23 protein-coding genes are annotated in these 18,454 nt (G+C 58.6%); 21 read left to right on the top strand and 2 right to left on the bottom strand.

Features of this window, described 5'->3' with window-relative positions:
• Nucleotides 1–35 precede the first annotated feature (35 nt).
• The 20 genes from BK658_RS11810 (at nucleotide 36) to recX (ending at nucleotide 16,010) form a co-directional block, all read left to right on the top strand.
• Nucleotides 36–383 carry a phage tail tube protein gene (locus BK658_RS11810; protein WP_054595953.1) on the top strand — a complete coding sequence of 116 codons (348 nt, stop codon included), beginning with the start codon at nucleotides 36–38 and terminating at the stop codon, nucleotides 381–383.
• The gene (locus BK658_RS11815; protein WP_054595954.1) at nucleotides 380–676 is read left to right on the top strand and encodes a phage tail assembly protein; all 297 of its coding nucleotides are present in this window, start codon (nucleotides 380–382) and stop codon (nucleotides 674–676) included. Before BK658_RS11810 ends, BK658_RS11815 begins: the two co-directional genes overlap by 4 nt.
• 130 nt (nucleotides 677–806) lie before the next feature.
• The gene (locus BK658_RS11820; protein WP_123582432.1) at nucleotides 807–2,570 is read left to right on the top strand and encodes a phage tail tape measure protein; all 1,764 of its coding nucleotides are present in this window, start codon (nucleotides 807–809) and stop codon (nucleotides 2,568–2,570) included.
• Complete coding sequence (locus BK658_RS11825) at nucleotides 2,557–3,795, top strand: DNA circularization protein (protein ID WP_123582433.1); 1,239 nt, start codon at nucleotides 2,557–2,559, stop codon at nucleotides 3,793–3,795. The genes BK658_RS11820 and BK658_RS11825 overlap by 14 nt, the downstream gene beginning before the upstream one ends.
• A gap of 3 nt (nucleotides 3,796–3,798) precedes the next feature.
• Complete coding sequence (locus BK658_RS11830; protein WP_123582434.1) at nucleotides 3,799–4,842, top strand: phage baseplate assembly protein; 1,044 nt, start codon at nucleotides 3,799–3,801, stop codon at nucleotides 4,840–4,842.
• Between the two features lie 140 nt (nucleotides 4,843–4,982).
• Nucleotides 4,983–5,492, top strand: a complete 510-nt coding sequence (locus BK658_RS11835) for a phage baseplate assembly protein V (protein ID WP_103315485.1) — start codon at nucleotides 4,983–4,985, stop codon at nucleotides 5,490–5,492.
• Nucleotides 5,492–5,890 carry a phage GP46 family protein gene (locus BK658_RS11840; protein ID WP_054595959.1) on the top strand — a complete coding sequence of 133 codons (399 nt, stop codon included), beginning with the start codon at nucleotides 5,492–5,494 and terminating at the stop codon, nucleotides 5,888–5,890. Before BK658_RS11835 ends, BK658_RS11840 begins: the two co-directional genes overlap by 1 nt.
• A complete protein-coding gene (locus BK658_RS11845; protein ID WP_123582435.1) occupies nucleotides 5,880–6,920 on the top strand; it encodes a baseplate J/gp47 family protein in 1,041 nt (346 codons plus the stop codon). Before BK658_RS11840 ends, BK658_RS11845 begins: the two co-directional genes overlap by 11 nt.
• Nucleotides 6,908–7,507 carry a YmfQ family protein gene (locus BK658_RS11850; protein ID WP_123582436.1) on the top strand — a complete coding sequence of 200 codons (600 nt, stop codon included), beginning with the start codon at nucleotides 6,908–6,910 and terminating at the stop codon, nucleotides 7,505–7,507. The genes BK658_RS11845 and BK658_RS11850 overlap by 13 nt, the downstream gene beginning before the upstream one ends.
• Before the next feature lie 10 nt (nucleotides 7,508–7,517).
• Complete coding sequence (locus tag BK658_RS11855) at nucleotides 7,518–8,681, top strand: phage tail protein (RefSeq protein WP_123582437.1); 1,164 nt, start codon at nucleotides 7,518–7,520, stop codon at nucleotides 8,679–8,681.
• Entirely contained in the window at nucleotides 8,678–9,193 is a 516-nt protein-coding gene (locus BK658_RS11860; protein ID WP_123582438.1) for a phage tail protein, read from the top strand. Before BK658_RS11855 ends, BK658_RS11860 begins: the two co-directional genes overlap by 4 nt.
• A 131-nt stretch (nucleotides 9,194–9,324) precedes the next feature.
• On the top strand, nucleotides 9,325–10,536 hold the full coding sequence (locus BK658_RS11865) for a carbohydrate-binding protein CenC (RefSeq protein WP_123582439.1): 1,212 nt from the start codon (nucleotides 9,325–9,327) through the stop codon (nucleotides 10,534–10,536).
• 12 nt (nucleotides 10,537–10,548) lie between these two features.
• Nucleotides 10,549–10,989, top strand: a complete 441-nt coding sequence (locus BK658_RS11870; RefSeq protein ID WP_123582440.1) for a phage tail assembly chaperone — start codon at nucleotides 10,549–10,551, stop codon at nucleotides 10,987–10,989.
• 21 nt (nucleotides 10,990–11,010) lie between these two features.
• Nucleotides 11,011–12,102 carry a phage tail protein gene (locus tag BK658_RS11875; protein WP_123582441.1) on the top strand — a complete coding sequence of 364 codons (1,092 nt, stop codon included), beginning with the start codon at nucleotides 11,011–11,013 and terminating at the stop codon, nucleotides 12,100–12,102.
• 7 nt (nucleotides 12,103–12,109) lie between these two features.
• Complete coding sequence (locus BK658_RS11880) at nucleotides 12,110–12,718, top strand: tail fiber assembly protein (RefSeq protein WP_123582442.1); 609 nt, start codon at nucleotides 12,110–12,112, stop codon at nucleotides 12,716–12,718.
• 15 nt (nucleotides 12,719–12,733) lie between these two features.
• On the top strand, nucleotides 12,734–13,297 hold the full coding sequence (locus BK658_RS11885) for a glycoside hydrolase family 19 protein (protein ID WP_123582443.1): 564 nt from the start codon (nucleotides 12,734–12,736) through the stop codon (nucleotides 13,295–13,297).
• Nucleotides 13,279–13,815, top strand: a complete 537-nt coding sequence (locus BK658_RS11890) for a lysis system spanin subunit (RefSeq protein ID WP_123582444.1) — start codon at nucleotides 13,279–13,281, stop codon at nucleotides 13,813–13,815. Before BK658_RS11885 ends, BK658_RS11890 begins: the two co-directional genes overlap by 19 nt.
• Nucleotides 13,816–13,897: 82 nt before the next feature.
• Complete coding sequence (locus tag BK658_RS11895; RefSeq protein WP_123582445.1) at nucleotides 13,898–14,398, top strand: CinA family protein; 501 nt, start codon at nucleotides 13,898–13,900, stop codon at nucleotides 14,396–14,398.
• Nucleotides 14,399–14,481: 83 nt separating this feature from the next.
• Nucleotides 14,482–15,534: a recombinase RecA gene (gene recA, locus BK658_RS11900; protein WP_054595966.1), complete on the top strand. Its 1,053-nt coding sequence runs from the start codon at nucleotides 14,482–14,484 to the stop codon at nucleotides 15,532–15,534.
• Between the two features lie 8 nt (nucleotides 15,535–15,542).
• Entirely contained in the window at nucleotides 15,543–16,010 is a 468-nt protein-coding gene (gene recX / locus BK658_RS11905) for a recombination regulator RecX (RefSeq protein WP_054595967.1), read from the top strand.
• A gap of 42 nt (nucleotides 16,011–16,052) precedes the next feature.
• Here recX and BK658_RS11910 read toward each other — a convergent pair whose 3' ends face one another.
• Nucleotides 16,053–17,171, bottom strand: coding sequence for an LOG family protein (locus BK658_RS11910; protein WP_123582446.1), 1,119 nt, complete (start codon nucleotides 17,169–17,171; stop codon nucleotides 16,053–16,055).
• Nucleotides 17,172–17,678: 507 nt separating this feature from the next.
• Between BK658_RS11910 and BK658_RS11915 the strand changes: the two genes are divergently transcribed.
• A complete protein-coding gene (locus tag BK658_RS11915) occupies nucleotides 17,679–17,873 on the top strand; it encodes a hypothetical protein (protein ID WP_123582447.1) in 195 nt (64 codons plus the stop codon).
• Nucleotides 17,874–17,881: 8 nt separating this feature from the next.
• On the opposite strand, the gene BK658_RS11920 is transcribed toward BK658_RS11915, so the two are convergent.
• Entirely contained in the window at nucleotides 17,882–18,307 is a 426-nt protein-coding gene (locus BK658_RS11920) for a PA3611 family quorum-sensing-regulated virulence factor (RefSeq protein WP_123582448.1), read from the bottom strand.
• Nucleotides 18,308–18,454: the final 147 nt, after the last annotated feature.

Here is an 18,454-nt window from a genome sequence, read left to right on the forward strand (position 1 = left end):
CCTCGCGTGGGCTTTTTATTGAAGGGAGAAACACCATGGGTCAACTGATTGCGGGCACCTGCTACGTCAAAGTGGACGGCGCTCAACTGACTATCAACGGTGGCTGCGAAGCGCCGCTGATGTCCACCAAACGCGAAACACTGGTGCCGGGTTTCTACAAGGAAACCGACATCACCCCATCGTTCAAGGTGACGGCGCTGCACACCCCGGACTTCCCGCTCAAGCAGCTGATCGCTGGCACCGACATGACCGTCACCTGCGAATTCAGCAACGGCAAAGTCTTCGTGCTGGCCGGTGCCTACCTGGTCGATGCGCCGATTTCCAAGGGCGATGATGCGTCTATCGCGTTGGTCTTCGAAGGTGTGAAGGGGACCTGGCAATGACTCAAGCCGTGAAGCTGCAAGTGGCCATCGAGGCCCACGGCGAGCCGCTGACCGAACTGACCCTGCGCCGTCCGACGGTGCAGGAAGTGCGGGCGATCAAGGCGCTGCCATACAAGATCGACAAGAGCGAAGAAGTCAGCCTGGACATGGACGTCGCGGCCAAATACATCGCGGTCTGCGCCGGCATCCCGCCGTCGTCGGTCAACCAGTTGGACCTGGCTGATCTCAACGCGCTGAGCTGGGCCGTCGCGAGTTTTTTCATGAGTGCGGCATCGGCGCCATCTCCGACCTGATCGCTGTCGCCTATGACCTGGCCTGGTTCTGGAAGGTTGACCCCGAACAGATGATGGCCAGGCCACTGGACGTGCTCCGCGAATCACTGGAGCACGCGCAACGGATCAATGCGATGCAGCAGGTGCAGTGATGGCAGAGACAGAAAAGATTGAGAAAAAAGCGGTCTTGCTGACAGGCATCGATGAACTGTCACCCAAGCTCAAGGACCTTCGGGCGAAAGTCGATAGCTTCAAAACCAATCTTGAGCAGGCCGGCATGGGCAAGCTGGACATCAGCGGGTTGTTCAAGGGCGGTAGCGTGGTCACGCCCTTCGTCGAAGGTATCAAGTCGGCGGCAGCGTTCCAGGGCAAATTGGCAGAAGTCAGTGAGTCGGCAAAAGGCGTTGATGTACCGAGCGTACCCAAAAGTGCTGCGCAAAACCTGAGCGTTTTCAGCGCTTCGATGGACAAGGTCTCGGTCGCGGTTGACGCCGCGTTACTGCCAGCGGTCAGCGCGGTGGTGGTCGGTCTTGAACCGTTGCTCAATGGTGTCGGGACCTTGCTCAACGACAATCCGGAGCTGGTCCAGGGCATTGCCGCGGGCGCTATTGCGTTCTCGGCGATTCAAACCGCGGTCACCGCCACCACGCAAGCGCTTGACCTGATGAGCACGGTGCTCAAGACCAGCCCGCTGATGTTGGTTGCCATGGGTATTGCGTTGGTGGCCGGGGTGATCGTTGCGAACTGGAAGCCGATCTCGGCGTTTTTCGCTGGACTCTGGCAAGAGATTGCACCGGTTGTCATGCCGATGGTCGAGTTCTTCAAGACGATGTTCGCCTTCACGCCGCTGGGGATGATCATCAACAACTGGGGGCCGATCAGTCAGGTGTTCGCCGCGCTCTGGGATGTGATCAAAGCGGCGGCTTCTCTAGTGTTCGACGCGTTCAAGGTGATCTTCAGCTGGACGCCATTGGGGATGATCATCGCCAACTGGCGTCCGATCAACAGCTTCTTCAGTTCGCTTTGGCAAGGGGTCAAAGCCGTTGCTGTGCCGGTTATCGACTTCTTCAAGACGCTGTTTTCCTGGACTCCGTTGGGGATGGTCGTTAGCAACTGGCAACCGCTGGTTGGATTGTTTTCAGCGATCTGGGATTTGCTTCGGGCACTGTCCGTGCCCGTGGTGGACTTCTTCAAAGGCCTGTTCGACTGGTCACCGATGGCGCTGGTCAGCGCAGTTTGGGACCCGCTGAGCAACTACTTCTCGGGGTTGTGGCAAACCCTGGAGGTGATGGCTCAACCGGTGGTGGACTTCTTCAAAGGTCTGTTCGACTGGTCGCCAATGGCGCAGGTCAGTGCGGCGTGGGAGCCACTGAGTGAATTCTTCTCGGGCTTGTGGGACTCGCTGAGCAGTGTCACGGCCCCGGTCGGGGAACTGTTCAAAACGCTGTTTGACTGGTCACCGATGGCGATGATTACCGAGCACTGGACGCCGATCATCGCGTGGTTCAGTGGGCTGTGGGAAAAGCTCAAGGCGATTATCGAACCGATCAAGGACCTGTTCGGCGGCAGTGTCAGTGGCTTCATTGCGAAGATCACCGGCAAGGTCGAAGGCTTGACCGAGGCGCAACAGAAAACCAACGCCGAGGGCAAAGGTGAACTGGCGCCAGCGTTTTTCGGTGCCAGTAACGATCAAGCGTCGCTGTCGAGCGATTTGCCTAAAGGCTCCAACGCCCTGGTGCAACAAAGCGCCGCCAACAACCGCGCGCAACTGGAGGGCGGCCTGACGGTGCGCTTTGAAAATGCACCGGCCGGCATGCGCACCGATCAACCACAGACCAACCAACCTGGCCTGGCCGTGACGTCGCAGATTGGCTATCGCTCACTGTCTTTAGGAGGTTCGAATGAGTTGGCGTGATCGTTTGTTGCCGGCGTCGTTTCGCGGCGTCGGATTCTGGGTTGATCAGGCGAAAACCCCGGTCGGCCAGAAAGGTCAGTTGCATGAGTATCCCCAGCGTGACCAGCCGTTCTTCGAGGGCCTTGGCCAACAGGCGAAGATCCACGACCTGACGGCGTTTATCGTCGGGCCCGATTGCCTGGAGCAGCGTGACAAACTGCTCAAGGCGCTGGAGGAGGGCGCGGGTGAACTGGTTCATCCGTGGCTGGGACGGATGCAGGTCAAGGTCGGCGAATGTGAAATGACCCAGACCCGCCAGGACGGCGGGCTGGTGACGTTCGCCCTGAAGTTCTACCCCGACCAGCCGCTGCAGTTCCCCACCGCTCAGGTCAACACTCGCGAGCAATTGCTGGTGTCGGCCGACAGCTTGTTGGGGTCGATGGTGCGCCGCTTCGAAGATGCCATGAGCCTCATCAAGGCGGCGCGGATCGGCATCAAGGAGCTGCGCGACAGCCTCAAAGACATCTACGAGGTCATCGAGCACGAGTTCAAGGAGGTGATCGAGACCTATAAGGAACTCAGTTTGCTGGTCAAGGCGATCAAGGAACTGCCCCGTGAAGTGAGCGCGGAGTTCAAGGGTTTGCTGGGTGACATCAAGGAGCTTGGGGACTTCGCGCGTGAGGGTTACCGTGGCGTTCTCGCCAGCGCCTCGCAGCAGGTCGAAGCGGTGAAAAAGATCGATGCCCCCAAGCTCACCACTGGCAAGGACACAGTGGCGGCGGCTCAGGCCATGGCCAATCTGGTGCAGGACGCGTTGTTGGTGAAGCTCGGCTATCAGGTGGCGCGGATGCCGGTGGCGACTCCGGTGGTCAAATTGAACTCCACGCCGTCCCTGGCGCAGCAAGCGGTGCAACCGGTGCAGCGGGTGGACGTGCCGGTGGCCGACGATGTGCTGACCTTGCGCGATGCGCTCAATGAAGCGATCTGGCAAGCCGCTCTCAAGGCGGATGCCGTGCATTATCAAGCGCTCAATGCATTGCGTCAGCAACTGTTCGGGCATCTGACGGCGGTGGCATCCTCCGGTGTGCGGCTGATCACCCTGTCTCCCAATCAGAGCATGCCGGCACTGGTGCTCACCTACAAATACCTGGGGGATGCCACTCGGGTGGGTGAAGTGACGCAACGCAACGGTGTGATTCACTTTGGATTCCTGCCCCCGGGCGGCCTGCAAATCGCCCGGGAGTAAACCATGACCGACCTTGCAAACGCCGTCAGCCTGACCGTTAACGGTCTGGATTATGGCGGCTGGAAAAGCGTTGAAATCAGTGCGGACCTGGAGCGTCAGTTCCGCACCTTCACACTCAACATCACCTGGCAATGGCCGGGACAAACCCTGGCGGTGCCGATCAAACCCGGTTCGCGTTGCCAAGTGCGGATCGGTTGCGACCTGGTGCTCATGGGGCACGTCTACAAGGCGCCGATCAGTTACGACGGCAAGCAGATCAGCCTGAGTATCGAGGGCAGTTCGCTGACCCGGGACCTGGTGGATTGCGCAGCGATCAACCGTCCGAGCCAATGGCAGGAACAAAGCGTGCTGAGCATCGTCCAGGCCCTGGCATCGCCTTATGGCGTGGGGGTGGTCAGCGAGATTGCACAAACCGCCAAGTTGAACAAACACAGCATCGTCCCGGGAGAAACGGTGTTCCAGTCCATCGACCGCTTGCTGACCCTGTACCGGGTGTTCTCCACCGACGATGCCGAAGGCCGTGTGCTGTTGGCGAAACCCGGCAGCGGCGGGCGGGCCAGTGATGTGCTGGAGCTGGGCAAGAACATTCTCTCGGCCAACGCGCCGATGGATTTCAGCCAGGTGTTTTCCGAATACCGGGTCATTGGCCAGCACAAGGGCAGCGACACTAAAAGCGGCAGCGCTGTGAGCGAAGTGTCGGGTGTGGCGACCGATGCTACGACCCAACGCAAGCGGGTCACGGTGATCAGCGAAAGCGCGCAACTGACGCCAGAACTGGCGCAACAACGCGCCGACTGGGAAAGCGCCACCCGCACTGGCAAGGCCTTGGCGACGACCTACAGGGTGCAAGGCTGGCGGCAATCCAACGGCGATTTGTGGCGGCACAACACGCTGGTTCGGGTGATCGACAAGGTGCTGGGTTTTGATCAGGACATGCTGATCTCTAAGGTCACTTACTCGCTCTCTGAGCAGGGCTCCATCACCACCTTGCAAGTGGCGCCGCCGCATACCTTCGACGCCAACCCGGTGCCGCCCAAGAAGTCTTGAGGTTGACGCTGAACCTGTGGGAGCGGGCCGGGCGGCGTTCCGATACTCGCGAAGGCGTCTTGCCTGACGCGCCGCGACATCCCATTCGCAGGCAAGCCAGCTCCCACAAAAAAGCGCGCTCGCCATTCAAGGAAAAACCAATGAGCCTACTGACACGCCTCTTGGCGCGCGGCACTGTCGTGCTCGCCAATTCGGCTACCAAGCTGCAATCGCTGCAAATGCGCCTGACTGCCGGCGAAGTGAACGACGACATGGAGCACTTCGAACCCTACGGTTTCACCAGCAACCCGCTGGCCGGTGCCGAAGGTATCGCGACCTTCCTCGGCGGGGATCGCTCTCACGCCGTGGTGCTGGTGGTCGCCGATCGCCGCTATCGCCTCAAGGCGCTGGCGCCCGGTGAAGTGGCGATCTACACCGACGAAGGGGACAAGGTCCACTTCAAGCGCGGCCGGATCATCGACATCGAAACCAGCACGCTGAACATCCGCGCCAGCAGCGCTGTGAACATCGACACGCCGACCCTGACCCAGACCGGCAAGATCGTCTCCCAGGGGGACCAGGTTGCCGGCGGTATCAGCCAGATCAAACACGTGCATCCGGGCGTCCAGCCGGGCAACGGCCAGACCGCTGCCCCCGCAGGAGGCCAGTGATGTTTATCAGTCATGACCTCAAGACCGCATTGACCCGTTCGGTGCTGATCAGCCTCTTCACCTGGCGCCGCGCCGCCGACGATGACTTCCTCGATGACGACGAACGCTTCGGCTGGTGGGGCGACAGTTTTCCCACGGTGGCCGACGACCGAATCGGCTCGCGCCTGTGGTTGTTGCGCCGGGTCAAGCTGACCCGGCAGACCCAGCTCGACGCCGAATTTTATGCCCGCGAAGCCCTGCAATGGCTGATCGACGACGGCCATTGCAGCGCCATCGAGATCCTCAGCGAACGCCTCGACGACCAGCGCTTGAACCTGCGCACGGTCCTGACCCTGGCCGACGGTGAGCGTCTGGACATCAACCCTGAACACAGTTGGCAGGTGACCTATGCCGTTTGAAATGCCTTCGCTGCCGGTGCTGATCAAGCGCACCCAAAGCGACCTGGCCGGCGATTCGCTGCGCCAGTCCGATGCGCAAGTTCTGGCCCGAACCCTCGGCGGTGCAGCCTTTGGCCTGTATGGCTATCTGGACTGGATCGCCGAGCAGATTTTGCCGGACAAGGCCGATGAGCCCACGCTGGAACGCATCGCCGCGCTACGCCTCAACCAGCCGCGTAAAGCGGCGCAATCCGCCCGTGGCAGCGTCAGCTTCAGCGCCACGGCGGGCGCGGTGCTGGATGTCGACACCCTGCTGCAATCGAGCGACGGTCGCACCTACAAAGTGACCGCCGCGCTCACCACCAGCAATGGTCTCAACAGCACCGCCATCGCCGCACTGGACGCCGGATCTATCGGCAATGCCGATGCGGGCATGACGCTGATCCCGGTGCAGCCGATCCAGGGCATCGGCGGTGTCTTCACCGTGCTGGCGCCGGGTCTGACCGGTGGCATTGCTCGCGAAAGCGTCGAATCGCTGCGCTCGCGAGTGATTCGCTCGTACCGCATCATCCCTCACGGCGGCTCGGCGCAAGACTATGAAACCTGGGCGCTGGAGTGCCCGGGAATCACCCGCGCCTGGTGTCGTGGCAGCTATCTGGGGCCAGGCACCGTCGGTTTGTTCGTCATGCGTGACGATGACCCGCAACCGGTTCCGGACGCTACGCAACTGGCGTTGGTCCAGGCGTACATCGAGCCTTTGCGCCCGGTCACTGCCGAGCTGCATGTGCTGGCGCCGGTGCAGATGCCGGTGACCTACAGTCTGCGCCTCACCCCCGACACCAGCGCCGTGCGCGCCGCCGTCGAAGCGCAGTTGCGCGACTTGCACAACCGCGAGGCCGGGCTCGGTGAAACCTTGCTGCTGACCCACATCGCCGAAGCCATCAGCAGCGCCACCGGCGAAAGCGATCACAAACTGGTCGCGCCAGCCGCCGACGTTACGGCCGCGAGCAATCAGCTGCTGACGTTCGGAGGTTGCGTATGGCTGCAATAAGAACCGCCGAGCAATACCAGACCCAACTGCGCAGCCTGCTGCCCAGCGGCCCGGCCTGGGACCCGGAGCGAGTGCCGGAACTGGAGCAAGTGCTGGAAGACGTCTCCCAGGAACTGGCTCGCCTCGACGCCCGCGCCGCCGACCTGCTCAATGAAATGGACCCGGCCGGCGTCAGCGAACTGGTGCCGGATTGGGAACGGGTGATGAACCTGCCCGATCCGTGCCTGGGCCTGACTCCGCTGTTCGACGACCGCCGCCTCGCGGTACGTCGGCGGCTGCTCGCAGTCGGCAGCCAGGCGATCAGCTACTTCGTCGAAATCGCCCGCACCCAGGGCTATCCGAACGCCACCATCACCGAACTCGAAGCCCCGCGTATGGGCCGCTCGCGTTTCGGCGCCGCGCATTTCGGTACCTGGCAGGCGCAGTTCATGTGGACCCTCAACACCGGCGGCCGCCTGCTGTTGGGTCGGCGCTTTGGCGCCAGTTACTGGGGCGAGCGTTTTGGCATGAATCCGGGTTCGGCGCTGGAGTGTTTGATCCACCGCAGTGCGCCGGCGCATACGCTGGTGCACATCAATTATGACTAGGGGATAGGAAATGGATTATCCGAAGAGTGTGCCCAGCGCCGGGTTGATCAGCGGCAAGTTTGTCGATGAAAACCCGTTGACCGGAACACCGGGATCGCTGATTCCGGCGACGTGGGGTAATGGAGTCACCCAGGAGATTGTGAACGTCATCAAGGCGGGCGAGTTGACCCCGGATGAGACAAAGAACGATCAGTTGTTGCAGGCGATTCAGAGCGTCACGGCCAAGGGCTGGAATCAGGATCTGGCATTGCCCATCGCTGCTTTACCTTTGCCCACGGTGGCGACACCTGATGCGCGGCTGCCTGTGACACCTGCGGCTGTTTCGACCAGTGGCGGGAAGGTATCGATTCCGGCGGGTGTGTACATCAGCGTCGGTCAGGAAGTACTGGCAGGGCAACTCGGCCGGTCCCGGACCTTCATGACAACGGCATGGAGCAGCGCAGATTTGCTGCCGAATTCGGGGTACTTCATCAGAGCGCAGATCATTGGTGGTGCGCTGACGTTCTATGTGCAGCGGGGAACTATTTATGACGGTGCCCCGGATTCTCTGAAGGGGGCCGTGAATGGGGCCGCCGGGGGTGGTTTTCAGTCCACACCGCTGGATATGTGCCTTGCCTGGGTAGTGACCGGCGCACCGGGAACAGTACCTACGGTACGCCAAATCTATAACCGTGCGCGATTGACCTGGACTCAGACTGTGAATGGCACAGGTGTGGTTTACCTGCCGCTTGATCCACACGCGCGTGCTGCGCGTCTGGTTGCCGGCAACCCCACGCCTTCCCCGACCGCAATCACCTCGCTGGCTTTTCCGCAGGCAGGCTGGTTAGGTGGTAATTATTGCTACCTGTCTCCAGTATCACCATCAAGTTCCAATCATGCTGTGGGCTGGGCTGATCCGGCAAACCCGACACCCTGCATTCTGTTTACCAGCAATGTTTTAAACGATGTAACGGTATCGGCACTGACTGCCAGCTTTGATCATTCACAGCTTCGCTCTCTTTGGCAGGTGTATCAGGCAGAGCACACGCTGGGTTCTACCAGTGCGGAAAGTGATGAGCTGCTACTCAGTATGGGAATAAAAAGTCACCAGGCGCTCTCCGACTACAGCGTAGGCATTGCCGTCAATTTTTCGAACGCCGTAAACGTCAATCTGTCCTGGGAGCTGATCCGATGAAAGTGATTCAGGAAATGCATCAATTCGAAGGCGAACTTCGTCCTGTCCAGCCTTCTACAGTTCATGACTGGGATGGCGCCGAATGGGTGCTGAATCCCGCCAAAGTGACAACGGTAGAGCGTCAGGAAACAGAAAACCTTTGCTCCCGAGTGGACGCGGCAGCAGACAGGGCCCGCAAGACCCTGACCGGGGATCCGCTGCGCGCTATGGAATATGCGAGCGCCGCCGCCGACGCACAGGCCTTCAAGGACGCGGGTTATCCCAAAAAAGCGGTCCCTTTGTCTGTGAGCGCATGGGCCGTCAAAGGGCGAACAGCCCAAGAGGCCGCCGACGACATTCTTGGCAAATCGGCCGAATTCAATAACAGCTTGTTGACCCTGCGCACCCTGCGCTTGAAAGCCAAGGAGCAGATTCGGGCGCAAGTCGCCAAGGGCAAGACAGAACGGGCCAAAGAAGTGTGCGATGCAGCCATTCTGGCCCTGCATAACGTCGTGAGCGATCTGTCGCAGTAGAGCGCAGCGGGTTAGCCCCGGCCACGATGAGTACGAGTTTCTTGAAATACAGATCTGACGCCTACTAACCCAGTGGGCGCTTTTGTTTTCGTTCAAATATCCCGGTCAAACAAGGCCGGAGGACAAACATTATGGATTATCCAAAAAACACACCCGGCGTAGGGCTGGTGAATGGCAGGTTCGTCGATGAAAATCCGGTGGCCGGGACACCAGGATCGTTGATTCCGGCAAGTTGGGGGAATGCGGTAACGCAGGAGATTGTGAGTGCGATAAGCGCTGCGGGAATGGTGCCTGCAGAAAATCAAACTAATCAGCTGACACTGGCTATCAAGGAACTGGCGAAACTTGATCCACAACAGCGTTTCCCGGTTCAGGTTTATCGCAAGAACCTTCTTATTAACGGGAATTTTGATATCTGGCAGCGTGGCATTACCAATCTCGGTCCCAACTCGGGTGCCTTTATTGCTGACCGTTTTCGTTGTGATTGGAATGGCAATGCTGGGGTCAATATTTCCCGCCAGAATTTCGTGTTAGGGCAGACAGAAGTTCCCAATGAACCTCGATATTTTCTGCGCTGGCAGCAAATTACTGCGGGTGCTGGAGCCAATACACACAAGATTTCACAGACTATTGAATCGGTCAGAACCTTGGCAGGGAAGTTGGCAACAGTAACGTTCTGGGCAAAAGCGGATTCCGCACGTCAGGTAACTGTAACGGTAGCGCAGTTTTTTGGCGGTGGCTCGGAGCCTGTTGTGACGACTGTAGGGAGCTTTCAATTAACCAGTTCCTGGGCTCGATACAGCGCGACTGTTCAGGTTCCTTCCATTGCTGGTAAGACGCTGGGAGGGACCAGTAATGATTGTCTTAGACTAGCGTTCGACCTCCCATTGAATGTATTGCAGACAATCGACCTGGCTCAGGTCCAACTTGAAGAAGGCCCAGTGTCCACGCCCTTTGAGTTTCGTACTCCCGCAGACGAGTTGATTCTTTGTCAGCGTTATTACGAAAAAACCTTCAACCAGGATGTTCAGCCGGGAGACACAACGGGTTCTGTCGCCGGAGCCCTTATATCGACGGTCAAGATGGGCCAGGTCACCTTTTCCTCTCAGCCGTTAGCGCAGTGGTCCTTCAAGGTTGAAAAAAGAACAACTCCAAGCATTAGCCTATACAAGCCCATGTCGAACGGAACACCGGGTCAATGGCGATCGGGGAGCGATCAGGTTTCATCCGCCAATGCTCGGCCCTATGCAGTGTCTACGCGAGGCTTATGGGTGGATAACTCCGATGTGGCAGTCGTCACCCAGTCTTATTACATCCACGCTACGGCTGATGCTGAAATTTAGGAGTGACGCAAGATGCGCTATCAATTAATGACGAACGGAGTTTTTCGTCTCGTTGACTCGGTTTTTATTCCTGAAGATCCAACTAATCGTGACTGGATTGCCTATCTGGAGTGGCTGAGTCACGGCGGCGAATCACTTCCGATGAGTTCTGCTCTTGAACAAGAAGGGGCTGAACGCGCCTGGCGCGACTCCGAACTGTTTCAAACCGATGGTTTGGTTGCAAGGCATCGCGACGAACTGGAAACGGGAGCTGCAACTACGTTGTCAGCCGCGGAATACGAAGCTTTGCAAACTTATCGCCGTAACTTGCGCAATTGGCCGGCAACCGAAGAGTTTCCTGAATTCACGGTGCGACCGGTACTGGTTGCCCCCGTCAGCGTTATGGCCGCTCCCGTTAGAAAAACACGGGTCAGAAAAACTGTGAAGCCGGTAGAACCCGCCATCGCTCAATAGACATTTATAAGGAGTGGAACATTGGACTATCCAAAAAGTGTCCCCGGCATCGGGCTGGTGAATGGCAAGTTCGTTGATGAAAATGTGGTTTCTGGAACGCCGGGATCGTTGATTCCCGCGACGTGGGGTAACAGTGTTACTCAGGAACTGCTGGCGGTTATTACGAGCGTCGGTTTGGCACCGTCTGAGGCTGACAACAGTCAGTTGCTCAAGGCGTTGCAAATGATCACGGCGAAGTCGAGCCCCATGCGCTCATTGGTAACCAGTGTCTCGGGTTCCAAAGCATTGCTGGCTGAGGAGTTGGGACTCGTGTTGGTCAGTGCCGGGACGGATGCAGCCACCTTGCTGCTGCCTGCCGCCGATGGAGCGCTGGGTGTGCGTGATGTCATCGTGAGGCGGCTGGATAACAGCGGCAACCGGCTGACAGTCCAGTGCATGGGGACGGACACGATCAAGTTTCATACCCACCTTCGTCCTGCGGGCTATCCGTTCCTGGTGTTGATGGGGGCGGGGGATTGGTGGCATTTGCGCAGCGATGGTGCCGGTAGTTGGTGGCCTGTAGGGCGGTTCGATGGTGTTCCGCTGGGGCGACCCTTCTTTGAAACGACAACGCTCCTGAGCCCGGGTGGGTACGGTGCGCTAAACGGTTCTGTGTTGAGTCGAGCTGAATGGCCATGGCTGTGGGATCACGCCCAGCAGTCCGGGATGCTGAAAACCGAGGCTAGTCGGCTCGGTAATGAAGGCGGATGGACTACCGGTGATGGTGCGCTGACATTCCGCGGACCTGAGGGGCGAGGGGAGTTTTTGCGAATTCTTTCCGAAGGACGAACGGTCGATACCGGACGTGGACCGGGATCGGCTCAATCCGGTACTTACCATTCCTATGCGTTTGGTGCTCAGGGCGCGGGTGCCATAGGGTCCCGATGGTCCGACAGTCTTGCATCGGTTGGTGCGGATACGCAGGAAGAAGTGCGCAACTTTGCAGTCGTCAATGGTGGGCCTACTTTTCCTGTAGGAACTACCTATCAGATGGATACTGCTAATACCTTGCTCTACTCCTTTAAGTCCCGGCCGCGAAATATTGCCTATCCAGGTCGAATCAAGATTATCTGAGGTGTCTATGTTTCATTATTTAGTCGACGATTCAGGTGTTCTGAACGGTCCGGTAGAGCTGTTTGTCACGCCGGGTCTTGGTGTGCAGCTACCGAGTAATGCCGTCGAGTTACCTGAGGAACTTGCCGAGCCTGAAAACGGCTTTGTATGGGCCTGGGCTAATGGCGCTCCCGAGGCAGTGCGTGATCGCCGTTGCACCGTATTTCAAACCCAAACAGGCGTTTCGACCACTTGGGAGCAGTTGGGGGAACTACCCGAAGGTTTCACCGATAAACCCTGGCCCGGTCAGTATTACGTTTGGCTCGATGGCGACTGGAAACTTGATCAATCGGCGAAAGCCGCGGCTGAACTGGCAAGTGTTCTGAAAGAGCGAGACAGCCGCCTGCGCGACGCCGCCATGCGCATCGCCCCGCTTCAATACGCCGTCGATTTGGGCGATGCCACGCAACAGGAGCAATCCGCGCTGCTGGACTGGAAACGCTACTGCGTTGCCTTGAACCGCATCGAACAGCAAGCAGGCTACCCACTTGAAGTCGAGTGGCCGATTCTGACGTTTTCTGAACCCAAGGAATCGACGAATTCACTGCTCTCGCTCTTCGGTCTTAAACAAAAGTAACTCGAGGACATCCTCATGCCTGTAACAGAAGGGCAACTGCTCAACATCATGCCCAACGCCCGCCTCCAAGCGGGCGTTTTCGTTTCTGCCCTCAACACCGCCATGGATCACCACCAGATCAACACCCCCAAACGCATCGCCGCGTTTCTCGCGCAAGTCGGCCATGAGTCGGGGCAGTTGCGTTATGTGCGTGAGTTGGGCAACGACCAGTACCTCAGCAAATACGATACCGGCGCGCTGGCCGTCCGCTTGGGCAACACGCCTGAAGCTGACGGTGATGGTCAGCGCTATCGCGGGCGCGGGTTGATTCAGATCACCGGTCACGACAACTATCGTCGATGCAGCCTTGGGCTGTTCGGTGATGAGCGTTTGCTGACCCTGCCTGAGTTGCTCGAGCAGCCTCAATGGGCGGCCGAATCGGCGGCCTGGTTCTGGGAGCTGAACGGTTTGAATGAACTGGCCGATCGTGACCAGTTCAACAGCATCACCCGCCGGATCAACGGCGGGTTGAATGGGCTGGAAGAGCGTTTACAGCTCTGGACACGGGCGAGGGCGGTGTTATGCCAGCCTTCGGTCTGATGCCGGTTTCTTACCGGGTGATCGGCGTCGCTGTGCTACTGGCCATTGTGGCTGGCGGTGCCGCGGCAGCGTCCTGGCACCTTCAGGATTGGCGTTACGGTCGGCAACTGGCGGAACAAGCCAGGTTGCACGGCGAGGCGCTGAACCAACTGACCCTGGCGGCGGCGAATCAACAGCGCACCGAACAGGACAAGCGTCTGGCCCTGGAGCAGCGTCTTCACGCCAGCGATCAAACCTATTCAAAGGCCTTGAGTGATGCACAACGTGATCAAGGTCGCCTGCGCGACCGTCTTGCCACTGCTGATTTGCGCCTGTCAGTCCTTGTCGACCCCCGTGATGCCGACACCGGTTGTGGTGTGTCAGCCGCCCCCGGCACCGGCGGCGTGGTTCATGGAACCCTACGAGCCCGACTTGAGCCGGCGCATGCTCAACGAATTATCGGCATCACCGACACAGGCGACCGCGGACTGATTGCCTTGCAGGCCTGTCAGGCCTATGTCAGAGCGCTTGTTCGCTAACATTTTGATCCAGCCTGCGTCTTGCAAGCGTGATTCGCTCGTGTACGGTAGTGCGCATGCCCGCCTGATCAAGGAGAGAGTCGTGAACGAAATCACCCAGCTTGCCGCGCAACTAGGCCGGCGTTTACAGGTTCTCAATGCCCACGTCAGTACGGCCGAGTCCTGCACCGGTGGCGGGATCGCCGAAGCGATCACCCGGATTGCCGGTAGCTCGGCGTGGTTCGAGGCGGGTTACGTCACCTATTCCAATCGCCAGAAGACCCAGCAACTGAATGTGCCCGCCGAGTTGTTCACTGAGGTCGGGGCGGTCACTCGTGAAGTGGTCGAAGCCATGGTGCGTGGCGCCCAGCACAAGAGTCGCGCGCGTTTTGCCGTGGCGGTCAGCGGTATTGCAGGACCGGACGGCGGCACGTCGAACAAGCCGGTGGGCACCGTGTGGCTGGCCTGGGGGATCGGAGATGCCGTGTATTCAGAGTGCCGACACTTCCCCGGCAACCGCGGTGAAGTCCGCCGACAAACGGTGAAGGCCGCGCTAGAGGGGTTGCTGCAGTATACCGCCGGAGAAATCTCAAATGAGGGGTAGGCGATCCCGAAACGCTGTGGAATAATACTGGCTACTTATACAGGTGTTGGCCGTCAGGCCTTATTGATTACGTGAGGACTTTAATGGACGACAACAAGAAGAAAGCCTTGGCTGCGGCCCTGGGTCAGATCGAACGTCAATTCGGCAAGGGTGCCGTGATGCGTATGGGCGATCAAGACCGTCAGGCGATCCCGGCTATTTCCACTGGCTCTCTGGGTCTGGATATCGCACTCGGCATTGGCGGTCTGCCAAAAGGCCGTATCGTTGAAATCTACGGTCCTGAATCCTCCGGTAAAACCACGCTGACACTGTCCGTGATCGCCCAGGCTCAAAAAGCCGGCGCGACCTGCGCATTCGTCGACGCCGAGCACGCCCTGGACCCGGAATATGCCGGCAAACTGGGCGTCAATGTCGACGACCTGCTGGTTTCCCAGCCGGATACCGGCGAGCAAGCCCTGGAAATCACCGACATGCTGGTGCGCTCCAACGCGGTTGACGTGATTATCGTCGACTCCGTGGCGGCCCTGGTTCCGAAGGCCGAAATCGAAGGTGAAATGGGTGACATGCACGTGGGCCTGCAAGCCCGTCTGATGTCCCAGGCGCTGCGTAAAATCACCGGTAACATCAAGAACGCCAACTGCCTGGTGATCTTCATCAACCAGATCCGGATGAAAATCGGCGTGATGTTCGGCAGCCCGGAAACCACCACCGGTGGTAACGCGCTGAAGTTCTACGCTTCGGTTCGTCTGGACATCCGCCGCACCGGCGCGGTGAAAGAAGGCGATGAAGTGGTCGGCAGCGAAACCCGCGTCAAAGTCGTCAAGAACAAGGTGGCTTCGCCGTTCCGTCAGGCCGAGTTCCAGATTCTTTACGGCAAGGGTATCTACCTCAACGGTGAGATGATCGACCTTGGCGTATTGCACGGCTTTGTTGAGAAATCTGGTGCCTGGTATGCCTACAACGGCAGCAAGATCGGCCAGGGCAAAGCCAACTCGGCCAAGTTCCTGCAGGATAACCCGGACATCGCTGCCACTCTTGAGAAGCAGATTCGCGACAAGCTGCTGACGCCGACTCCAGACGTCAAGGCTTCGCCGGTCAAAGAGACTGCCGATGATCTGGCTGACGCTGATATCTGATTGATCCGATGACCGCCGTACTCGATACCCTCGTCGCGGTGCGGCGAACCGCAATGGACCTGCTCGCACGACGCGAGCACGGTCGAGTCGAGCTGACGCGTAAACTGCGTCAGCGCGGCGCTTCTGATGAAATGATCGATACAGCACTCGACCGTCTGACGGAAGAGGGGCTGCTGTCTGAATCCCGATACCTCGAAAGCTTCGTTTCCTACCGTGCCCGTTCCGGCTACGGCCCTTTGCGTATTCGCGAAGAGTTGAGTCAGCGTGGTTTGCAACGTGCCGATATCGAACTCGCCCTGCGTGAAAGCGGAATCAGTTGGCAAGAAAACCTGGAGGAGACCTGGCGACGCAAGTTTGCCGGGCATTTACCGATAGACGCCCGCGAGCGCGCCAAGCAAGGGCGCTTCCTCGCCTATCGGGGATACTCCATGGAAATGATTGGCCGCTTGTTCAGCGGCCGAGGAATGGATGACTGACTGAAAAGGCCTGACTATTGAGATAGTCAGGCCTTTTTTTGCTCAAGTAACCTTGATCTGTTCCCGTTTGCGCTGTGGCGTCTGGGGCTGAGCCGTGGCCCAGTTTTCCGGCTGGTTGATGTAGTCGACCAGTTCACGCAGGCGTCCGTGATCACGGGCATTGAACGTGAAGGACAGTCGCACCAGATGACTGAACTGGGCCTCGTCGTGCTCCTCGCCACCGTAAGTATGTTGATGAAAGTGATCGCTCAGGCACAGGTCGGCAAAGGCCTCCTGTATATGCTCGAGCGCATGGTCGTTGAGTTTGTGATTCATGCGGATCACGAACTGATGTTTCAGCCAGCGGCTGGAGTGGAAGTTGCTGTAGAACTGATTGATTTCCGCCACAGCGTCATCGACGGTGTACACCAGACGAATCAGCTTCAGGTCGTTCGACAGGATGTAACGGTTGGCCTCCAGTTGACTGCGGATGAAGTCCAGCGCACTTTCCCAGAAGCTGCCGCCAGGAGCATCCAGCAACACCACGGGAACCAGCGGGCTTTTGCCGGTCTGGATCAGGGTCAGCACTTCCAGGGCTTCGTCCAGCGTGCCGAAGCCGCCGGGGCAGAGCACCAGCGCGTCGGCCTCTTTGACGAAAAACAGTTTGCGGGTAAAGAAAAAGTGAAACGGTAGCAGGTTGGCAGTGCCGCCTACGGTCGGATTCGCATGCTGCTCGAAGGGCAGGGTGATATTGAATCCAAGGCTGTTATCCCGACCTGCACCTTCATGGGCGGCGGCCATGATGCCGCCGCCGGCACCGGTGATGACCATCAGGTTCGATTGGGCGAGTTTTGCGCCCAGTTCCCGGGCCAGGGCGTACAGCGGATGTTCAACCGGCGTACGTGCCGAGCCGAAAACGGTCACTTTACGCCGTCCCTTGAACTGCTCCAGCACACGGAAGGCGTGCTCAAGTTCGCGCAGGGTTTGCTGGGTGATCTTGGCGTTCCAGCGATTGTGGTCTTCTTGCGCCATGCGCAAGACAGTCAACATCATGTCGCGATAAATCGGAATATTCGGGCTATTGGGTGAAACCAGGTTGAGTTGCTCTTCGATCTTGCTGGTGAGATCGACGCCGATGCTTTGAAAATGACGCACCAGAAGGTCATTCGGTTGGTAAGGCATTCAACTTCTCCTTCTACACAGAACCTTCGGCTCGAACGAGAAATTCGCCTGAGCCGCGACACCGCTTGTGTCGCTCTCAGCCCGCAAAGAGGGCTGGGCACTACACCCGACTTGACCTGACCATGAAGCGTTGAAGTGGCGGTCGAGTCATCCAGACGGGTTCTGTTTTATCCCTTGGATGAAAGAAACGCTCGCACGACAGGACTCTGAGTGGGCAGCCCCTTTTCTGCCCTGAACATTAAACATCAATACATTGAATCTAGACGTTTGTGGTGAGTCGCGCTGACTTGATCATGGTCTTCGAAAGTCTTCGCTGGCAATCACTTATTGCGAGCTCACAACCGACTGTCACCGCCCGTCAGAACCTGTGTCGGACGGCCATGGCTCTGATTTACTAAGTTACAGACACAACACGACAGCATTGCGTCCAGGGCAAGGCGCAAGGCTTCAGGAGCGGGTAGGAAATCATCGCGCAATGATGGGCGATCAAGTGCAAGGAGGCAGGCTATGAGCCTGGTGATTCTGGAGATCGATGCGCAACTGTATCGATTGCTGCAGTCGGCGGCCGCGCGCAATCACGTGAGCCTTGAAGAGGAATGTCGTCGGCGCCTGGAAGGCCAAGAGTGGCGCTCGCCGTATTTGCATGCGCTGGTGGCAGAGCTGCGCGCCGATGATGAGCAACGACGCGCAGGTTCTCGCTGATTAAGTGATTACTTTTTCTTTTGTGTCGTTTGCGCAGGGCAATCCGATTCCTGGTAGCTGGCCGAGCCTACAGGGCGATTGGTTTTGTTTTCCGAGAAGTCGTAACGCATGATCGCGCCCTTGGCCATCAGCTTGCGGTAGTTCGCGTTGCGGCAAACGCTGGCGCCCAGTTGCAGATAAACCACTTTCGGATTGGCACGCATTTCGTCGGCATAAGCAGATTGCACGCTAATGTGGTCGATCAGCTGTTTGCCATCAACCGTATAACCTTGGTCGAGAAGGTTCTCATTGATTTCTCGAGGCAGGCCGACGTTACTTTCCGCAGCAACCTTTTCCAGCATCTTGCCCAGATTCAAGTCATTCAGGGAGGCTGCTTGAGCGCTGAAGGGCAGGGCCAGCAGAAGGGCAGCGGTGGGGACGATAAGGCGCAGCATGAAACTCTCCTGGTTCAGTGACGGGTGCTTCGACCAGCCACATGGCGGTGCGTTCAGTGGCGGCGGATTATAGGCGAGCGGGGGGTAGGCGGTACAGGTTTGGGCGAGCCGCTCTGGTAAACTGCTGCGACTTCCTGCCTTGCCGAG

It is taken from the genome of Pseudomonas brassicacearum, from assembly GCF_003732175.1.
Taxonomy (GTDB): domain Bacteria; phylum Pseudomonadota; class Gammaproteobacteria; order Pseudomonadales; family Pseudomonadaceae; genus Aquipseudomonas; species Aquipseudomonas brassicacearum_G.